Raw genomic sequence first — 17,687 nt, 5'->3', positions numbered from 1 at the left:
CCATGATGTTAACGAAATAATAACGATGCCGAAGATCAGAACATTCTTCTTTACTTTTCTTGTTGTAGCTATGCGGCTTATCTTTAAAACAAAAAAATTTTTGGACAGCATGATAACAAAATAAATATGAAAAAGAACATGCAGGAACGAAAAGAAACCGCAGAGCAACATAGTCGCGATTATCAGTGCAAAGCCGAATCCTTCCTTTGAAGCATCCTCCCACTCGTATCGAATCATCATGTTATAAAAAAACGATACAGAACTCACGGAAAAGAATAGAGATAACATCCAGTATATAAATATTTTCATTTTAAGGGGTTCTCCCTACTTGCTTGAATACTTCCCAAACTCTATTAACTGACTATCATCTCTGCTATTATATTGTCTCAACCTGGGGTAAGGCTCATCGTTAATGATGGAACCGAATCTGTAATCAAATCCGCTCCAGCCTGAGGGTCCCTCTTCAGGATCGTATTTTCCGCTCGCATATCGCATTGCCATGTCTCGGTCTCTCCAGAAAGACACAATGTTTGCTTGGTCATCGAAAAAGGATAGTGCTGCTTTCAATAAATAAATGGTTTGGTCTTTGTTAAGTTCCGGTACGTTTTTAATATATACGACTTTGTCGTAAGGCTCTCTGCTAACTGACTGCGATACTACCTCGTAGTCGAAGTTCTTTATACTCATAACGTCTTTAATAGCGTTTTTGTACCAGTTCAAATCAATCTCTAGTTGTTGTTTTGCGCTTGCAGCACTCTTCAGCCGTTCCTCCTTATTTTGAAGATCTTCGTTTAACCGGACCAAGTCTTCTCTATTTTTTTCCAGCTTTGCAACTTGACGATTAGCTTCGTCCAACTGTGCGCTTAATTTAATATTTTCATCCTTCAGCTTATCCGTTTCACAGCCAGTAAGGATTGTTACAAACATGAAGGCTGCACATATGATTTTTATCATGAACTCCCTCTTTTCTCGGTGCAGACTTGTGGCCTGAATCGCACACCCTTCCCTCTCTCACTCATTCTCCAACGCCCGCCGCAGCCGAACGACCCCCTCTTGAATCGATTCCGCCGTCAATCCGCCATACCCCATCACAATCTGTTGCTCGTGCCGGCCTTTATGGATCGCATAATGCTCCACCGCGTATACGTGAACCCCCTCCAAATGGATACGCCGAAGCATATATTGCGTAAACCGCATCCCGGGGATCTCGACGACCAGATGCATGCCTGCGGACTGTCCAAGAATTTTCGCCTGCGGCAGCTCTTGCTGCAAGCTGCGTACGAGCGCTTCGCGCCGTTTGCGGTAAATTTTCTTCATACGCCGGATATGACGCTCGAAGTAACCCTCTTCCATAAAACGAGCCAGGATCATCTGCTCCAATGAGGAGGTGTGCCGATCGGCAAACCACTTCAGCCGGCGGTACTCCGGAATGAACCGCTCGGGCAGAACGGCGTAACCGATCCGCAAAGCGGGCGATAAGATTTTGCTGAACGTCCCGACATAGATGACGCGTTCCGGATCCAGACCCTGCATCGAGTGAACGGCGGCGCCTTCGTAAGTGAATTCGCTGTCGTAGTCGTCCTCGACGATGCAGCAATCCATACGCCGGGCATACTCAAGCAGTTGGATACGCCGCTGAATCGGCAGCGTACCGCCAAGCGGGAACTGATGGGAAGGAATGACAAAGATGAAGTCCGGCTTCTCTTCGGCGGGCAGCTCCTCGGGGATAATCCCTTTGTCGTCCACCGGAATCGGCAGCACGGTCGAGCCCGCATAAGTGAAAATAGTGCGCATTTCGTCCGTCACCGGATCCTCGACGGCGACGCACCCATCCTTTTTGCGAGAAAGCAGCTCAGTGATCAGATGCAGCGCTTGCGTAGCCCCCGACGTAATGACGATTTGGTCCGGATGGCAGCGGACGCCTCGAGCTTGCAGCAGGTAACGCGCCAGCACGCTGCGCAGCTCGGGCACGCCTTCGGCTCGGTTGTAGCCGAAGACGCGCTCCGGAGCGTCCAAGCAAACTTCCTTCGCCAAGCGTCCCCACACGGTGCGCGGAAAATAATCCGCGGCAGGATGCGCCGCCCGGAAGTCGATAGTCGCCGTACCCGCTTCCGTCCTGGTCACGGCTGCAGGGGGAGCGAGGCGCTTCTGCTCCGTCTCCCTGTGCCGCTCAAACGAAGACCCTGCAGCGACGTAGGTTCCCGTTTGGGGGCGTCCCTCCAGGTAACCCTCCGCGGTCAGGCGGTCGTACGCCTCCAGCACGACATTGCGCGATACGCCGATATTGGCCGCCAACTCTCGGCTCGAAGGCAGTCGTTCGCCTTCCGCCAGCTCCTGCCGCAGAATTCGCGAACGCACCTGCTCATAGACTTGCGTCGTTAGTGGAGCGGCAGCACTTCGATCCACGTCAAACCACAACATCGACGACTCCCCTTTATCCTGACAATCATTCAACTGGTACTATACAAATAGCTCGTTCCTGGCACTTATAGCAACCAGTATAGCATGGTATGCTTTGGATCAAAAGGGAGCGTGAACGAGAATGAAAACCATCGGCTTGATCGGCGGTTTAAGCTGGGAATCGACAGCCTGTTATTATCGGTACATTAACATAGGTATCAAAACGCGACTTGGAGGATTGCGCTCGGCGAAATGTTTGCTATACTCCTTCGATTTCTCGGAGGTCGTACAGCTTCAGGAAGCGGGAAAGTGGCAAGAGGCGGCTGCACTCCTGGCGGAAGCGGCCGTTAAGCTGGAGGCGAGCGGTTGTGACGTGGTCCTGATCTGCACGAACACGATGCACACCGTCGCTGAGGATGTCCAACGCGCGGTAAGCATCCCGCTGCTGCATATTATCGATGTAACGGCGAACGAAGTGAAGCGCCAATCGATCCACAAGGTAGGACTGCTCGGAACGCAGTATACGATGGAGCAGCCGTTCTACCGGGAGCGTCTGCAAGAGCTCGGTATCGAAGCGATCGTTCCGGAGAAGGCGGACCGGGACCGGGTTCATGAGATCATTTTTCATGAGTTGTGTCGGGGGGAGTTGAATCCGTCGTCCAAAGCGGAGTATCTGCAAATTATCGAGCGTCTGCGTGCCCAAGGGGCGGAAGGCATCATTTTGGGCTGCACGGAAATTCCGCTCCTCCTTCAGGAGGGAGACGGACCCTTGCCTCTTTTCGATACGACCTACCTTCACGCAAGGGCAGCTGTGGAATTTGCACTGAATGCACCGATAACTTAAGAACTGGCTCGCCAGCAAGTCCGTCACCCAATACCGAACGCCGGACCTTCGCTTGCTGTATCAGGCTGATCGAGGGGCGCGTTAGCGATCGGTAGCCTGAATGTATGGTTATGCGAGGTCCTCATCGAAAAATGTCATATGCGATTTACTGTTTCTATAATACTCCATTCTGTCCTGTAATTTTCCTGTATGCAATTCAAATTTATGTCCGTCCGGATCTGTAAAATAAATTGATCTTTTGTCCCTCTCATCCCGTTCTCTGCCAGGCAATAGGTTAACTTGCAATTCATTCAATTTACTTCTGCAAGTTTCATAGTCTTCCTCCCCTATTGTGAATGCAATATGGGTGTAAGATTCGTATATTTCATTCCTTTCGATCTCGGGTTGTTCATTTAACGCAAGCCATAATCCATTCAAATCAAAATAAGCAAGCTTCTTACCCTGTACTAAAAGCTTGGCTTCAAAAACTTGCTTATAGAAAAAGATGGATTGTTCCAAATTAGAAACAGATAAGCAAATGTGATTTACGCCTTGAATTTGCATAAATAATCTTCCTTTGATTATTTGTTCTTTCTTCAGAAGTTACGGATAACGTTCCATTCTGGAATCCCTTACATCCAACTTAATACTCTTCTCCATCATCTCCAACTACAATTGCATCTAACTTTTCAGCTATTTCTTTCATTTTCGTTATTTGGAATTCATCCAAATATGTAGTGTTTATCCTGCTACTTTTATAGATAAAGGAGATACTATATTTTCCTTATCTCCTAGTATCCCATATAGCTATTCCTTTCACGCACATGGATAACGTTGAACCGGTTGGCGTATTTATCACGAGTTTTTCGGCAGACTGGAGCTTTGCATCATGATTAATGTACTCTAACCATTCTTCAAGTGTTATTGGACTCAACCCTTGTTTTCTCTGGATATGAAGGTCCCATAGTCTTCTGCCTTTGCATTTTATTATATTTATTGTTGAATGCTATGAACAATTTAATTTATTTAGCAATAATTCCACGTCAGTTTTAAAAGTCTTATTCATTTTCGATAAAATCATTTACTTCACTTAAACTAGCAGGTCTAGAATGATAAGAAAATTCGTTTTTCCACCTTCCTCCATTGTCTTCAATCTGTTTGTTTTGGAGCTTTAAAGTCATGCCCCCTATCATTCATTGGTGTGCTGCATTGGGGGCATTGATACTTCATTCTTTTTATTTCATCTTTGCTTATTTCTTGTCTAGAGGTTTGCTTAAATACCCCTTCTTACAATGAAAACAAGCAAATATTTCTTTGTTCGGGCCCTCTTCGTTAAAATTTGGTAAATATGTTTTATCTTTTAAATCCAAATTTATCTACATTCAGTATGTACTCTCCTGTTGTTACAATAAAATCAGTTTCAACTGCTAACGATGGTCTACCTTCTGCATTAATTTTTAGCTCACCTTGTCCGTGTGGCCAATCTGTAACGCCACAAAATTCGTACTGAAAGAAATTCGTTTGGTCTGTGCTTCTCCATTCCTTATTGATTTTCACGATGTTGTTATTACTATCTTTGATAAATCCTTCACCTAAATTATCCTTATACAGTGCGATTGATATACTGCCTGACCTTATTTCCTTAAAACTCACTTCTGTAAAACCTGAAATATAAAAGTCCTTATTGTCCGGAAGATAAACCACTTGTCTAATTTGCTTTAGACAATTAGCTCCTTGGAGGACGGTAATCCCCCAAGCGTTAAATGATTTCATCGTTTCGAATGGAGCATTAAAAACAAGGTTGGATTCACTAAAGTCAATATAATTATCATAATCATCTTCACAAAGTTCAACACAAAGAATCATGTAAGTTTCCTCTTTATTTATGTTGCAACTTTTTCACATAAAGTTCTTCATTAAGATACTACAACCATTTTAATTGACCTGCTTTCCCTTCATTCCACACTGCAAAACCTTCAGAATGCTTCGTTTCGAAAAACATCGGTAATCTCTCTTCAAAACCTTCTGCAAATTGAAGCGTTGGCAATTCATCTTTATTCACCCAAAAAACTTTTCCTTCATCTGTTTCCTCCAATATTTCCCCGCTGAACACCTCTGTTTTAAAATTAAAAACAAAATATTTATCATTTGTCAGATCATTATGCCAGTGTACAATTCCACAGAGTTGTAGATCGGATACCGTCAAACCTGTTTCTTCCTTTATCTCTCGGATTGTAGAATCTACTAGACTTTCTCCATCTTCGACATGCCCACCAGGAAATGTAATCCCTTTCCATGATTTAATTCGTTCCTGAACTAAAACTTTATTATTGGTTTTATCATAAATCATGCACATATTTGTTAGTTCAACCTTCGGCATTGGATAATCCCCTTCTTTATGTGTCTCAATTTCTATCATTTTTCTAATTGCGAATACTAGGATTTACAATGACTTAAAGCTGTTTAAGAACCACCTCATTCAACTGGCGATTCCCTCCATATAACACATTGCCCTTTATAGATGTTTTATTAAGCTGATGCGAATTACCTCATCCCAAATTGGCCCTCGTCTAATTTCCTTGTACCCAAGCTTCTTATTGAGCTCAACGACATGTATGTTTTGCTCTTCCGTGTGCGTATATATTAAATTTACATCATGGATTTTTGCTACTTCTTCTAGTTTCCTCTTCAGTTTTGTAGCTATTCCAGACCTTCGAAAACCCGGGGCTACCCACAAATTAAATATTTCCACAAAGCGACCGTCTTCCTGAAATAGCTTTCGGTCAAGCTCATGGAATATGGTTTTCCAGGAGGGGGGATACTTTTCATCTCTATTCGCGATTGAATACATAATCATTCCAATTCTATTTCCAGCGTTATCCTCCTCATAAACGAATGCTCCCCTGTTTTCATCAATCAAAAATTTCATTATTTTCTCGCGGTGTAGTCTTAAATCTTCATTCATCATCTGAGATTCTTCAGTTAAAGTAAGCCCCTCCTTTTTCAAATCTATCTGAATCAAGAAATCCAAGTCAGCAAGAGTAGCTTTTCGAATCACCTTCTCACCACCATGTATGTTTGTAATTTTTTGCAGGATTTCTTATAACGATGCCGCATTCACGAATCCCTCTAAGGCCGAAGGCTACTTTACACTTCTAATCTATAATTGCAATAGCATCGATCTGCACCATAAATCCCATTTGATGGGCTGGCCCAATAGTTCTAGCTGGATAGGGTTTGGAAAAATAATCTTTGTAAATCAAATTAAATTCATCGAATCCTGCTCCGTCTCCGAGGAGAACAGTTACCTTAACAACATCCGTCAGCTTGGCACCAGCTTCTTCCAAAATTGCTTTAAGGTTTTCCAGTGTCCTTCTCGCTTGCTCTTCTAATGTATTTCCAACCAATTTACCTGTTGCGGGATCAAAAGGTCCTTGTCCTGCTACGTATACTGTATTTCCTACTTTTATTGCTTGCGAATATGGCATTCCTTCTGGTTTTTGTGCATTCTCCGTAAAAATAACTTCTTTCATGATATAACCTCCCGTTTCCATATCGAACATCGTAGATCAAGACCTTTCATTTACATCCTCATCCAAGTAAATGGCTGTTACGCCCGTAGCATGAATACGGTGTTATAAGATGTCGACGCCTCCTGTGGGAAACTCACACTTTATGTTTTATTCATGTTCCTTACATAGTCAGGCATTCTTCTCATCATTCGTTCCTTATCCGCCTCGAATCCATATTGTTCATATAAATGATGAGCATCTCGTGTTCCTAATATTCCCATTAAATCTTTTAATTCCTCTGATTTCGTTATGCTTTCTACTAATTTCTTTCCAATACTTTGCCCTCGATAATCCTCGTCGATATATACATCACACAACCAATACATCGTTGCACGATCAGTTACAACTCTTGCAAACCCAATTTGCTTTCCATCTTGGTAAACCCCGTAACAAATAGAGTTTTGAATCGATTTTTCTATCCTTTCATTCGTTCTCCGATTCGCCCAATAGCTGCGGGCCAAAAATCCTTTAATCGTTTCAAGGTCCAATAAATGTTTATCATCACTTATGAGATAGCCATTAGTCTCAATATTCATGCTATGTCACCCTGTTTTTTTTGGATTATATTGCGTCGATTTCTTATACCATTCGCGCGTTAAATGATTTGAATTTTCTATCAATTTCTCGTTTTTGAGTCTCTATAAAATCATAAACCTTGGTAATCTCTTCCTCATAATTTTTGTCAATTTCAAAGTAGTCAACATCATTGGCAAGACATTTCCTTCTAAAAGCATCGTGCTCATCAATATAATCGTCGATTATCCCCTCTTCCGGATAGCCCCGATCTTCTATAGCATTCCTATGTTTCACAATATTTGACGTGAAGTTTTTCTCAATATAATTTTGTGAAAAACCAATAAAAACCGATATGATTTTCTCCGAATAGGCTGCCTCAAAGTCCTTTATATAGTGTGGCAATATGTAGCAACCTTCAATTATAATATTTTGGCTATTTTCGATATTGGTCATAATAATGCCTTTAATAATGGGCCACAATTTCTCTCCGATATGTTCCGTGCTATCGAGCGGGGTAAACCCGCACCCGGCATCCGCTCTGTACATTCCCATCTTTATATGGTCGATCGACAAATAAGGAATGTGATATTTCTCGAGTAGTTTTTGAGACATAAGCGTCTTACCGGTACAGCTATTCCCACTAATTAGAATAATCATAAATAATCCCCCCTCGTAAACTATTTTGATTACGACGCGACCCGGCCTTAGATAGTTGCATCTAAGGCCGGGTCGCGTATTGCCGGTACCCTCTTCCATGATTATACATCTGACCGCCAAGAGACGGAAGCCCGCGCTACGTAAAATCGGGTTGATCCCGGCCGGATGATGTCCCCGTCCCGCCAAAGGGCAAGACGGGGACCGGGCGGCCGTACAGTTTCGCGCTCTTGTCTTACCAAGTGTCTCCGGTCCGTCTGATTTTTACGTTGTCATAATGAACCTGGGCATTGGCGATCGTGCTCAGGCTGTGGCCGAGATAAATGTTGACCATATCGCCCGCATTGGCCGGAGCTGTGAACGTAAAGCTCATGCTTTGCCACTCGGTGTTGTAGAACGGATAAGAGGCAATGATCGTGCCGGTCGTCCGGTTGTTGACCGTAATCTTGCCCCCGGCGCCAGAAGCGTCGGCCTTGGCGTCAAAGATCAGCGTGTAGCTGGCGTTGGGCGTGAAGTCGGTCCAGCGCTGGTACAACGTTTGCTGGGTGCTGCCTCCGGCTACGATAGTAGCTCCGTAGGAGCCCGATTTTTTATTCACGCTGTCCAGATACGCCTGGGCGGCGGTCGCATTGTGGCGTTCCCAGCGCGCCGGCAAAGTGCCGTCGAGCGCCGATTTCAGCTCGAAGCCGCGGTTGACCAGCTTCTCCGGGTCCCACTTCATGATTTCCGTCAGCGTGAGCATATGGCCGGGTGAGCTGATCGCGGATATGCCGCGATATTGCTCCGCCGCGATTTTCCACGGAAGCGGATCGAATTGGGACAAGTTGGTCCAGGCATTGAGGTTAAGCGTCTTCGTCGTGTTGGCGTTGTTCGATCCGTCCACGACGATGCCGACCTTCGGATTGGTCAGCGACTGGTTCCACATATTGTCTACGAGCGTGTTTTTAAAGCGGATCATGTCGTTGCCGTTGAAGATGCGTCCCGCATTGAACAGCTGCAGCGCGGAATAAATGTCCAGATTGCCATGTCCGACATCCTCCACCTGTCCTCCGTACACATACCTCCATTTGTAGCCTGTGCTTTGAACCTGCAGATTGTTTTTGAAGAACGTATTCATCCGGTCCACCTTGTCTTTGTAGGCGATATTACCCGTTACGTCATACAGATCGTTCAGCATCAGGCTGAACATGAAAAAGTGGTTGTAGGGCAATATGCCCTCCGCGTTGATCCAGGTGCTCTCGTTGGAAAACGTCAACAGATTGGTCGGCTTGATGTAATAGCCGGTCGTCGAGGTCGGCGTCATCCACGCATTGCCGATGTAGCTGCTGTACTGCCAACGGGGAACGATGTTGTTTTCCAGGAAGGCGAGATAGTTGTTCGCCTTGGTCAAGTAGGCGCTGTGGAGATCCGGGCTGCCGTATACCAACTTGATAAATTTGGAGAAGGCCAGGCCAAGGTTCCCGTCCAGCCCGATGTACGGATAACGTCCGCTTACTTTGACATCGTCGAAGTAAACTTCGCCGCCCGATACGGTATAATTGTTATGCGTCAAATAGATGCGGACGTCATGTCCGACGGGAGGCGTCACGAAGCTGACCTCGTACTCTTTCCATTGCGTGTCGTTGACAATGATGGTCGCAAGGAGCGCGGAAGTCGTATGGTCGTAAATGTTGGCTTTGCCTTGGGCGGCCGAACCGTTTGTCTTGGCGTTCAGGCGCATCGTATAGATGACGTTCGGTTCATAAGGGATAGACTGCCGCAACGACTGGAACACGGTGCCGTTCGAAGTGATCCGGACACCCCATGAACCGGTTTTGTAGCTGCCCGACGCATTGGTGCGAATCGCATTCGCGGCCGAAGTGTCCGGTGAGCGCGCCCAATTCCGGGGCAGCGTGCTGTCGGCCGGGTGGACCGTTTCGAAGTCCCCGTCGACGACTCTGGCGGGACTCGCCGCGTAATTTTCCCAGCCGAGATAACCGTCGCCGTCCAAATCGGACGCGTTGCCGATGATCGTGTCGACATGAAGCACGAATTTGTCCAGCCACTGCGTCTGCTCGCTTGATTCGTAGACGTTCAGATAGCTTTGCAGCAAATACGCTTCCGACCATCCCAAGGCGTTGGCGTTCGTCATGGTATACCAATTGTTTCCGTTCAGCGCCTCGTAGGCTTCGAACTTGTCATACCAAATGTTTCCGGAAGCGTTTGCGGAGGTAGCGGGCATCTGCATCAGGACAAGCCCCCAAACCAATACCACTTTAACGATTGTTGCCTGCATCGATTATTTTCCACGTATTCATGCTCCTCCATGGTGATGTAGTTAGACGGCCGGGCCATTCGATCCGGAACTGTCCTTCCCAATATACGGACAAGCTGTTGCTCCAAGCAATGCTCCTTTGCACCGTTGAATGCTCCAAAAGATACAGCCATGCAACAAAAGATCATTTTATAACGGATTATGAGCCGTTTGCGGCTAGGAATTCCATTTAAGGCGATCCTTTTATTGACACTCTATCCTCGCTCTTCGTCAGGGGCAGATTCGGTATGGTCCAGAGTATGTTCCGGCCGGGAACCCCCGTCAGACCTGCTCTCGGAAGTGTCATGCGGAGTGGATTCGTCTGGACGAGTCTCGCGGCTCTGTTCCGCCATCGCTTCATTTACATGCCCGACGATCTCGAGCAGCTTGCCATCCAGCGCCTCCGCCTTGTCCCTTAACTGCGCCGAACGTGCCGGATCGCTATGCTCCCAAAATTTGGCCTCCCTGTTCAGAGTCAATTGAGCCCTCGTCACACTGCTGCCCTGCTTAATATCCATACTTGCCGATATCAGACTCCTCATTCCGGGCACTCCAAACGATTCGGCTTGTTCTCCATCGAAGCGGGCGGCACTGCCGTTCCGGTCCTCCTCGTTCGATTTCTCGTCTTCCCCGCTCTCGTCATCCACTCCCAGCGCCTTCCTTTGCTCCTTAAGCTGCAGCTCGCGCAACTGACTATCGATTTTTGCAAGGTGGACATCCATCTCTTCCAATTCCATTTCCATCACATCCGGACTCGTGCCCTTCTCCATAGCCTGGGTTATGTAGCGCTGTCGTCTCTCCATGAGGTTTTGTTTTTGTTCCATCAATCTCCCCATCATCGAGGATTGGCTTCCATTTTGCTTCAACTCGGATTGAGCTTGTCGGCTGATGGACAAGCTGTCCTGCTTTATCGTTGTTTGCTTGTCTCCATTCTGATCCGCAAGTCTTGTCCATTTGGAGCTGGCGATACTTCCCGGAATCGATAGACCGACGAAAGGACTATATGTATAGTCTATCCTCACAAATGAAAACCTCCTCTGGACGAAATCGAGCTTGTCGCATAATACCGCTGAAGTGCTTTGGCTTCAATCATCTTTTGCAGCAGAGCCAGATACGTATTCGAATTCATATCCTGTGAAAACCAAGCATTACCGGGTACATCGCTTGTCATAAACGGCATTTGCGCGGTCATGCCCAACCATGCGCTGCTTCCACGCAGCTCTTCCAGTTGCCGCTCACCGGCCCTTCTCTTCAGCTTCTCCGCCTCTAGCTTTCTTCCCTTCTCCACTTCCTCGGGAGAAGTTACCGAGGCGCTCCAAATGGTCCATGTGCCGTCCTCATGAATAATTAGGCTGGACCCTACGGTTTTGATCCCGTACAGCTGATCCGTTCTGATGAAGTCCGGCCGTTCCACATGGATATAATGATAGATAGAACCCTCCACCTTAGCCCGAAGCGCCGGGTCGCTTTGCATTTTCTCCGCCACGCTTGGCGGGATCATGACATCCTTCAATTCTCCGTTCCTGCCTCTGTTCGAAATTTCCCGCTCATCCTTGGGAATTGACTCCACCCCAACGGACACACCGTATAATCCTGACAAGCCGCTTGTCACATTCCGTGAATATGCCTGAGCCAATACATGGCCAAAGCCGGTTGGACCTCTACCGGCCAATCCGGCCTTGTTCAATTGCATGAAACGGGTATACATGGCCGCAGAGCTCTCCACTCCGCCTGAAACAAACATGTTCATGTCGCTTCCCCTTTCAAAATAAGATCGAATCCAATCGAATTAAAGCTCGATTTCATCGTTCAGCCCGGAATCGGTCAAATCCACCAACGTACTTTTACCCAAACCAAAAGCGAACGCTTTTATATGGGTGTAATCGTATTTCAATGTCACCCAAAGTCTCCCCGTGTCGAGTCCTCTTCGATCAAGCTCTTCTTGAATGCGATCCGATCGGATGACCACAGGCCGATCCGGATTCAGTCCGGACAATACCTCCAGCCTATTCATCGCCTGACGAAATGCACTTTGCATGACGGCCTCTTTCAACAGCATGACGGCTTCCTCGTCCGGCCCGGACATGCCGGTCATTTGATTCGAGATGCTGTCGATGACCGCCATGCTGCGCGGATTGGCGTGATCGGCCAGCCAAAATACATAAAGCGTCGGATTGGTCGTCTTGCTGCCTTCTACCTCCGCATACAGATTACTCCCCGTCAAAAAGCCGCCGCACATAAGTACGAGCACAACTGCAGAAATGAAGGAGGACAGCTTGCCTCCTTTAATAGAAGCGTATCCGGCAATTTTCAAAATGCGCTCCTTCAATTGCGATCGTCCTGCGGCCCATTGGGCACCGGTGTAGTCAGGATGTACAAAACGGTGGTTCAGCTCGCCCTGCTTGATTAACAGCATCCCGTAACGGAGCTGCTCCTCCGCACTCATCCGGCGCAAAACACGGGCATCGCAGCTGATTTCAACATCATCCCTGATTTTTCCAACAGCAAGACGAATCAGCGGATTGAACCAATGCACCGCCTGCAAAAGCCGGGACAATCGGAGAACGGCAATGTCATACTGCCTCACATGATTCAACTCGTGAAGTAAAATGTGCCGAAGCTCACCGGCATCATAAAGGCTTGCGTAATCGTAAGGAAGCAGGAGACGCGGCTTGAACAAACCGTACAGTACCGGATAAATCGTCCCGGAAACCATCAAACGGACGTTTTTCTTCACCCCGGCTTCTTCCTTGCAATGCTGAAACAGACTCAATACCCGCGTATCTCCGCAGGGAAGCGCATGGGCAACCAGTCGTCGCGCCTTGCGGCTCCTGATCGTCCAAAGTGCAAGAGAGGCAATAAAGCCCCCAAGCCATATCATGCCCGCCCCCGTTAAAATGCTCTGCAACCCGTCGCTTTGTCTACTCAGCTTAACAACATCCGGATCGGGAGCCCAACCCGCCTTCTCCGCCGAAATACTGTCTTCGATCCGTCCGGAGGCGTAACCGCTGTCCGTAGTCCCCCAGAGATTTGTCCACGCTTCCTGCGCTCCATTCCACCCGGCCCCTGCGGCCTCCAATGCCCTGTTGACACTGTACGGATGATGATAAAACCAAATATCCGTCCAGTTCTCGACGCTGAAAGGACTCGGTACGTTGAATGGAACGGCCAATTTGACCAATAAAATAAACCACAGCCACCGCACGACGCGCGGGCTCGACCATCTCGCGCCGAACCGGCGCAAAGCAAGCGCGACCACGACAAGGACGGAAGCGGATAGGGTCAGATCCAGCACTTTCATGACAATCACATGCAGCAGTATCATTTCGTGGTTCCACCGTCATCCTGCTCGCCCATGCGACGGTTTAACAAGCTTCTCAGTTGCCCTGCTTCCTCCGGGGTCATGCTGCCGTCCTTAAGAAAACCTGTTAGCAAAGTGCTCAAACTCCCGTCATAATACAGCTTCAAAAACTGTTCGCGCTCCTGCTTGAGATAATCTTCTTCCTGGACTAATGCGTAATAATGATAGACTCGGCTATCATGCGCATCCACGCGGTAGCCGACGGCCTGCTTCGCGACCAGATTCCGCAGCAGCGTTTTGATGGTCCGGAAGTGCCAATCGGACCGCTTGGAGATGCGATCCACGATTTGGGATGCCGTACACGGCTGCTCCTTCCATATCACTTTCATCACAATCAGCTCGGATGGCGTAATCAGGCGATCTTTGCCCGACATACATGCTGCTCCTTTCATACCAGCTATAAGACTATACGGATAGTCTATTCACAACAATAATATTCCTCTATATTACTATCGGATCGCCATTAGACTATTGTTATAGTCAATTTACAATTATTCATCGGTCTCGTCCTCAAGATATGTCTTACTTCACCTTTCGAACAATACCGTCCATCGATCTCGCATTCATGACGCCCCCCCTTGGGTCGAAGGCATTGCCGCGACGCGGTTATGGATTGCAGGAGTGTATCCTGAATCGCTTCCTGAAACCACTGTCGACCAAGGGGCGGCGAGTCGGCCCGATGCATGAATCTTCTTGGATTACCCCCAGAAAACTCCAGTATTGTCCTTGTCTACTCTCATTAGTTGTTTTTCATAATCTTCTTCCGGTGTAATCTCTTCCACCAGATGCCACTTATCCTTACTATCCCTCCAATAGACCTTCCATTTGTTTTGATCCAGCCTGAATTGTGCAATGTCTAACTGTACCCATTGATCTCCCCTGAATGCAGGTCTTTCTTCCAGTAAGGTAACATTGTTTCCTCTAATTTTGAACGTCATTCTAATTTGGTTTTGCAGATGCTTTGGTATTTTATTTTCCGTGTACTTTTCCATGATTTTTGTTACTCGGGTTTTAGTGAAGTCGTCCATATACGTCCCTCCAATGTATTTATATGATAGGAATTACAAAGATTTTTCTCATAAAGTTCGTTCCAGAACGCTCACACTTAAAGCCATGGAGCGCTTGGGCGAAAGGTGCAAGATTGTTATATACGTGGTTGTCTACTTATTGAGATTTGCTATCCATCCGCAATTTCACAAATCAAAGCAAATTTTCATTCAAATGTATATTTTGTTTCAAAATGCTCCTTACTCTTGCGAATGTTTCTTTTCCTTTAGGCAAATCAGCAATTCTACTAAGCAATATCCATCTTAGACAAGCTATCGCCTCGAATAATTCCAGTTCATCTACGGTATATTGATTTTCCGATAAACATGCAGAATGATACATGGCTCCATATCTTTGGCCCACATATATTCTGATTAAAACAATTGACCAAGCAATATCATACCTCGGATCGCCAAGCTGTCCATTCGTCCAATCGATTACTGTATAGTTCCCCTCTGATTCCAGTATATTGCCCAGATTAAAATCGCCATGAATGAGTTGATCTTGCTTGATCTTGCTACGCTCTACAAGCTGATTAAGCAGAGTATGTATATCTTTATGTTCTTCTATTCTTGGATAAAAGTAGTTTATAAAATCATATTTATAAAGAATGGAACCGTCCAAACGATCCAAAGGAAACTTGTGTACATCGGATAATATCTTGGCAAGCGAAATAAGGATAGGCTGATTTACTTTCTTTATTGGCGATCCATCAAAGCTCGTTAATAATACAGGATTCCCATCTTTATCCATCCCCCAACCCATGGGCTCCGAAACGGATAAACCTCGGTTATATAACGCCTTTAACAGCTTAAACTGGCCTTCGACATTTGGCTTTGATGCCTTGTTCCATATTTTGATCACAAAACTGGTTCCATCCAAGCAAATTCTTGCCACTTCCGCCTCAAGTCCTGAATCCAAAGGAATTACGGTTAATGAACTGCTATATTCGGAAAGTGAATCAACGGCTTTGCTTTTGTCTCTCCAATTAACATCTCTGATCGGATTGTTCATAGTTTTCTGCCTTTCGCGGGGTCATATAACTTCTTGTCTCTCTTATGTAAGTTGTGGCGGTCGTGTAATGCTTGCCCTGATTCACCAATAGTTCAACCGTTGGCGATTGGGGGGCATCGGTTTGAAAGGTCGCCTGCTTTTGGCTAAAATCTTCCGGGAGGACAAACACAGCATAGAACGACTGCCGATTCATCTCCGTGGACGACCAACAAAATCCGCCATATAGTCAACCTTTTCTGGAATCCCGGCAATTACCGCATCATAATGGGTCACATCTGCAGCTACACTATGAATACGTGCGTCCTTCAGTTTATTAGTACCGGATCTATTATGATCATGTTATCGAATAAAACGGGTTACCCATAAAAAAAACTTGTTGTTCGGATCGTTAAATCCTCTTTTGTTTCTTTCTAGTGCAGATATTCGTGTCATTTCTTCCTCAGATAAGCGAAAATCGAATATATCCATATTTATCCTCAGTCTTTCGGGATTAATGGATTTTGGAATAACCGCGATGTCTCGCTGGATACTCCACCTGAGCATGACTTGCGCCGTAGTTTTACCGTGCCTGTCCGCAATTTCTGTCAGCGCAGGATGATTGAACAACTGCTTGTTTCCCTGTCCGAAAGGCCCCCATGCTACGTGTTGTATGTTGTGTTTTACCAGGTATTCATGGAGTTTATTTTGTTGCAAGAAAGGGTTAGTTTGTATTTGATTTACCGCAGGAATGATGGTTCCGTGTTCCAACACCTCTTCGAGATGATTGCGTTCAAAATTAGCCACACCAATTGCTCTTATTTTCCCCTCTTCATATAACCCCTCCATGATTCGCCAGCTTTCGACGTACTTGGCCACCGGCCAGTGGATTAAATAAAGATCGATATAATCGGTCTGCAGCTTTTTCAGACTCGTTTCAAAAGCTTGTTTCGTCTTTTTTCCAAGATCCGAACTCCAAACCTTTGTCGTTATAAAGATGTCGCTTCTTTTTACGCCCGACTTTTTGATCGCACTGGCAATAAGCTCCTCATTATGATAGAAAGCCGCGGTATCGAGATGTCGGTACCCATTTTTCAATGCCCATATTAATGCGTCTTCGTTTTTACTTTTAATTTTATATACACCGAGTCCAACCTTTGGCATTACAACGCCATTATTCAAAACGTAATTTTCCAATTGAGAATCCCTCCTTTTTTCGTTTTGCTGTATCACAACTCAATCGAGTTTATCCCCATCTTCAACAGTTGTTCATGGACTGCGTGACCTTCTGGAACCCTGATTGTATCGGACATCAATACCACCTCCGTTTATCAGGGAGAGGATTCGTCCTGATAATCGTGTATAAAGTGTCCAATGTTGTCAAAAAGCCTCTTCAGCTTGAAAATATCGCTTCTCACAATATCCAAATAATAATAATTCATCGTGCCTTCCCGGCTCATCCCGATTAAATTGGCATCTTTCAATACCTTCAGATGATGGGACACTGCCGGACGGGACAAATTTGTCCTCGCTGTAAGCTCCCCTACCCGAATCCCTTGTTTACATTCACTCTCGCCGTCGATTAAAGCCATAATAATGGATTGTCGCGTTTCATCTCCAATCGCAGTTAATGCTCGTTGACATGCATTGAATTCTGCGGCGAGCTCTTTCAGTCGTTCCTTACGATCCAAGATGGTTGTCACCTCTGTTGAATGGTTTAATCTTATGGACTATCGTATCACAAAATAGATTAAAATAGTCATTTAGTAAAATCCGGTATGCCTTAGAGATTAACAATGTATTGAATCAAAATCGATCATAACGATTAAGCTTGAATTTAATTGTCTGGTGAAGAAATACATTACTAAGAATCAATACCATTCACTAAGTTTTCGGATTTCAACCCCGGCATCGAGCAATCCGGCTCGTATTTGCCGAGCAAGCTGCACGGAACCAACCGTATCGCCGTGCAAACATAAGGTGTGACCGATTATAATGCTCCCATAGGTTGAGACACGGGAGGTTAAAAAA

At 46.0% G+C, this 17,687-nt stretch carries 19 protein-coding genes; 1 reads left to right on the top strand and 18 read right to left on the bottom strand.

Annotated features, from left to right (window positions below):
* Positions 1-324 precede the first annotated feature (324 nt).
* Positions 325-954, bottom strand: a complete 630-nt coding sequence (locus FE784_RS00100; protein ID WP_139600082.1) for a hypothetical protein — start codon at positions 952-954, stop codon at positions 325-327.
* A gap of 57 nt (positions 955-1,011) precedes the next feature.
* Positions 1,012-2,421, bottom strand: a complete 1,410-nt coding sequence (gene pdxR, locus FE784_RS00095; RefSeq protein ID WP_139600081.1) for a MocR-like pyridoxine biosynthesis transcription factor PdxR — start codon at positions 2,419-2,421, stop codon at positions 1,012-1,014.
* Between the two features lie 121 nt (positions 2,422-2,542).
* On the opposite strand from pdxR, the gene FE784_RS00090 reads away from it, so the two are divergent.
* A complete protein-coding gene (locus FE784_RS00090) occupies positions 2,543-3,244 on the top strand; it encodes an aspartate/glutamate racemase family protein (protein ID WP_139600080.1) in 702 nt (233 codons plus the stop codon).
* 108 nt (positions 3,245-3,352) lie between these two features.
* Here the strand turns inward: FE784_RS00090 and fosB are convergent, their stop codons facing one another.
* From fosB to FE784_RS00005, 16 genes are all read right to left on the bottom strand, one after another.
* Positions 3,353-3,787, bottom strand: coding sequence for a metallothiol transferase FosB (gene fosB / locus FE784_RS00085; protein ID WP_139600079.1), 435 nt, complete (start codon positions 3,785-3,787; stop codon positions 3,353-3,355).
* Positions 3,788-4,576: 789 nt separating this feature from the next.
* Positions 4,577-5,089 (bottom strand): hypothetical protein, encoded by a 513-nt coding sequence (locus FE784_RS00075; protein ID WP_139600078.1) that lies wholly within the window; start codon positions 5,087-5,089, stop codon positions 4,577-4,579.
* Positions 5,090-5,147: 58 nt separating this feature from the next.
* A complete protein-coding gene (locus FE784_RS00070) occupies positions 5,148-5,603 on the bottom strand; it encodes an 8-oxo-dGTP diphosphatase (protein ID WP_139600077.1) in 456 nt (151 codons plus the stop codon).
* A 135-nt stretch (positions 5,604-5,738) separates the two neighbouring features.
* A complete protein-coding gene (locus tag FE784_RS00065; protein WP_139600076.1) occupies positions 5,739-6,281 on the bottom strand; it encodes a GNAT family N-acetyltransferase in 543 nt (180 codons plus the stop codon).
* Positions 6,282-6,378: 97 nt separating this feature from the next.
* Positions 6,379-6,756, bottom strand: a complete 378-nt coding sequence (locus FE784_RS00060) for a Rid family detoxifying hydrolase (RefSeq protein ID WP_139600075.1) — start codon at positions 6,754-6,756, stop codon at positions 6,379-6,381.
* 140 nt (positions 6,757-6,896) lie between these two features.
* On the bottom strand, positions 6,897-7,331 hold the full coding sequence (locus FE784_RS00055) for a GNAT family N-acetyltransferase (RefSeq protein WP_139600074.1): 435 nt from the start codon (positions 7,329-7,331) through the stop codon (positions 6,897-6,899).
* Positions 7,332-7,374: 43 nt separating this feature from the next.
* Positions 7,375-7,968 carry a 2-phosphoglycerate kinase gene (locus FE784_RS00050; protein WP_139600073.1) on the bottom strand — a complete coding sequence of 198 codons (594 nt, stop codon included), beginning with the start codon at positions 7,966-7,968 and terminating at the stop codon, positions 7,375-7,377.
* 232 nt (positions 7,969-8,200) lie between these two features.
* Complete coding sequence (locus tag FE784_RS00045; protein ID WP_139600072.1) at positions 8,201-10,240, bottom strand: carbohydrate binding domain-containing protein; 2,040 nt, start codon at positions 10,238-10,240, stop codon at positions 8,201-8,203.
* A 233-nt stretch (positions 10,241-10,473) separates the two neighbouring features.
* Entirely contained in the window at positions 10,474-11,280 is an 807-nt protein-coding gene (locus FE784_RS00040; protein ID WP_139600071.1) for a V-type ATPase 116kDa subunit family protein, read from the bottom strand.
* Entirely contained in the window at positions 11,277-12,008 is a 732-nt protein-coding gene (locus FE784_RS00035; RefSeq protein WP_139600070.1) for a hypothetical protein, read from the bottom strand. The genes FE784_RS00040 and FE784_RS00035 overlap by 4 nt, the downstream gene beginning before the upstream one ends.
* A gap of 39 nt (positions 12,009-12,047) precedes the next feature.
* Complete coding sequence (locus FE784_RS00030; RefSeq protein WP_139600069.1) at positions 12,048-13,583, bottom strand: M56 family metallopeptidase; 1,536 nt, start codon at positions 13,581-13,583, stop codon at positions 12,048-12,050.
* Positions 13,580-13,993 (bottom strand): BlaI/MecI/CopY family transcriptional regulator, encoded by a 414-nt coding sequence (locus FE784_RS00025; protein WP_139600068.1) that lies wholly within the window; start codon positions 13,991-13,993, stop codon positions 13,580-13,582. Before FE784_RS00025 ends, FE784_RS00030 begins: the two co-directional genes overlap by 4 nt.
* Before the next feature lie 324 nt (positions 13,994-14,317).
* Entirely contained in the window at positions 14,318-14,647 is a 330-nt protein-coding gene (locus tag FE784_RS00020) for a DUF3024 domain-containing protein (protein ID WP_139600067.1), read from the bottom strand.
* A gap of 172 nt (positions 14,648-14,819) precedes the next feature.
* Positions 14,820-15,680 (bottom strand): aminoglycoside phosphotransferase family protein, encoded by an 861-nt coding sequence (locus FE784_RS00015; RefSeq protein ID WP_139600066.1) that lies wholly within the window; start codon positions 15,678-15,680, stop codon positions 14,820-14,822.
* Positions 15,681-16,019: 339 nt separating this feature from the next.
* A complete protein-coding gene (locus tag FE784_RS00010; RefSeq protein WP_281286992.1) occupies positions 16,020-16,853 on the bottom strand; it encodes an aldo/keto reductase in 834 nt (277 codons plus the stop codon).
* Between the two features lie 134 nt (positions 16,854-16,987).
* Positions 16,988-17,347, bottom strand: coding sequence for an ArsR/SmtB family transcription factor (locus tag FE784_RS00005; RefSeq protein ID WP_246131828.1), 360 nt, complete (start codon positions 17,345-17,347; stop codon positions 16,988-16,990).
* Positions 17,348-17,687: the final 340 nt, after the last annotated feature.

This window comes from Paenibacillus hemerocallicola, from assembly GCF_006265175.1.
Lineage (GTDB): Bacteria > Bacillota > Bacilli > Paenibacillales > NBRC-103111 > Paenibacillus_AB > Paenibacillus_AB hemerocallicola.
The sequence above is the reverse complement of the archived record's forward strand: the minus strand, read 5'-3'. Positions and strand labels throughout refer to the sequence as shown.

Excerpts from the sequence above, each read along its gene's own strand:
- FE784_RS00100 (WP_139600082.1), bottom strand. The coding sequence starts at position 954 with ATGATAAAAATCATATGTGCAGCCTTCATGTTTGTAACAATCCTTACT.
- pdxR (WP_139600081.1), bottom strand. The coding sequence starts at position 2,421 with ATGTTGTGGTTTGACGTGGATCGAAGTGCTGCCGCTCCACTAACGACG.
- FE784_RS00090 (WP_139600080.1), top strand. The coding sequence starts at position 2,543 with ATGAAAACCATCGGCTTGATCGGCGGTTTAAGCTGGGAATCGACAGCC.
- fosB (WP_139600079.1), bottom strand. The coding sequence starts at position 3,787 with ATGCAAATTCAAGGCGTAAATCACATTTGCTTATCTGTTTCTAATTTG.
- FE784_RS00075 (WP_139600078.1), bottom strand. The coding sequence starts at position 5,089 with ATGATTCTTTGTGTTGAACTTTGTGAAGATGATTATGATAATTATATT.
- FE784_RS00070 (WP_139600077.1), bottom strand. The coding sequence starts at position 5,603 with ATGCCGAAGGTTGAACTAACAAATATGTGCATGATTTATGATAAAACC.
- FE784_RS00060 (WP_139600075.1), bottom strand. The coding sequence starts at position 6,756 with ATGAAAGAAGTTATTTTTACGGAGAATGCACAAAAACCAGAAGGAATG.
- FE784_RS00055 (WP_139600074.1), bottom strand. The coding sequence starts at position 7,331 with ATGAATATTGAGACTAATGGCTATCTCATAAGTGATGATAAACATTTA.
- FE784_RS00050 (WP_139600073.1), bottom strand. The coding sequence starts at position 7,968 with ATGATTATTCTAATTAGTGGGAATAGCTGTACCGGTAAGACGCTTATG.
- FE784_RS00045 (WP_139600072.1), bottom strand. The coding sequence starts at position 10,240 with ATGCAGGCAACAATCGTTAAAGTGGTATTGGTTTGGGGGCTTGTCCTG.
- FE784_RS00035 (WP_139600070.1), bottom strand. The coding sequence starts at position 12,008 with ATGAACATGTTTGTTTCAGGCGGAGTGGAGAGCTCTGCGGCCATGTAT.
- FE784_RS00030 (WP_139600069.1), bottom strand. The coding sequence starts at position 13,583 with ATGATACTGCTGCATGTGATTGTCATGAAAGTGCTGGATCTGACCCTA.
- FE784_RS00025 (WP_139600068.1), bottom strand. The coding sequence starts at position 13,993 with ATGTCGGGCAAAGATCGCCTGATTACGCCATCCGAGCTGATTGTGATG.
- FE784_RS00020 (WP_139600067.1), bottom strand. The coding sequence starts at position 14,647 with ATGGACGACTTCACTAAAACCCGAGTAACAAAAATCATGGAAAAGTAC.
- FE784_RS00015 (WP_139600066.1), bottom strand. The coding sequence starts at position 15,680 with ATGAACAATCCGATCAGAGATGTTAATTGGAGAGACAAAAGCAAAGCC.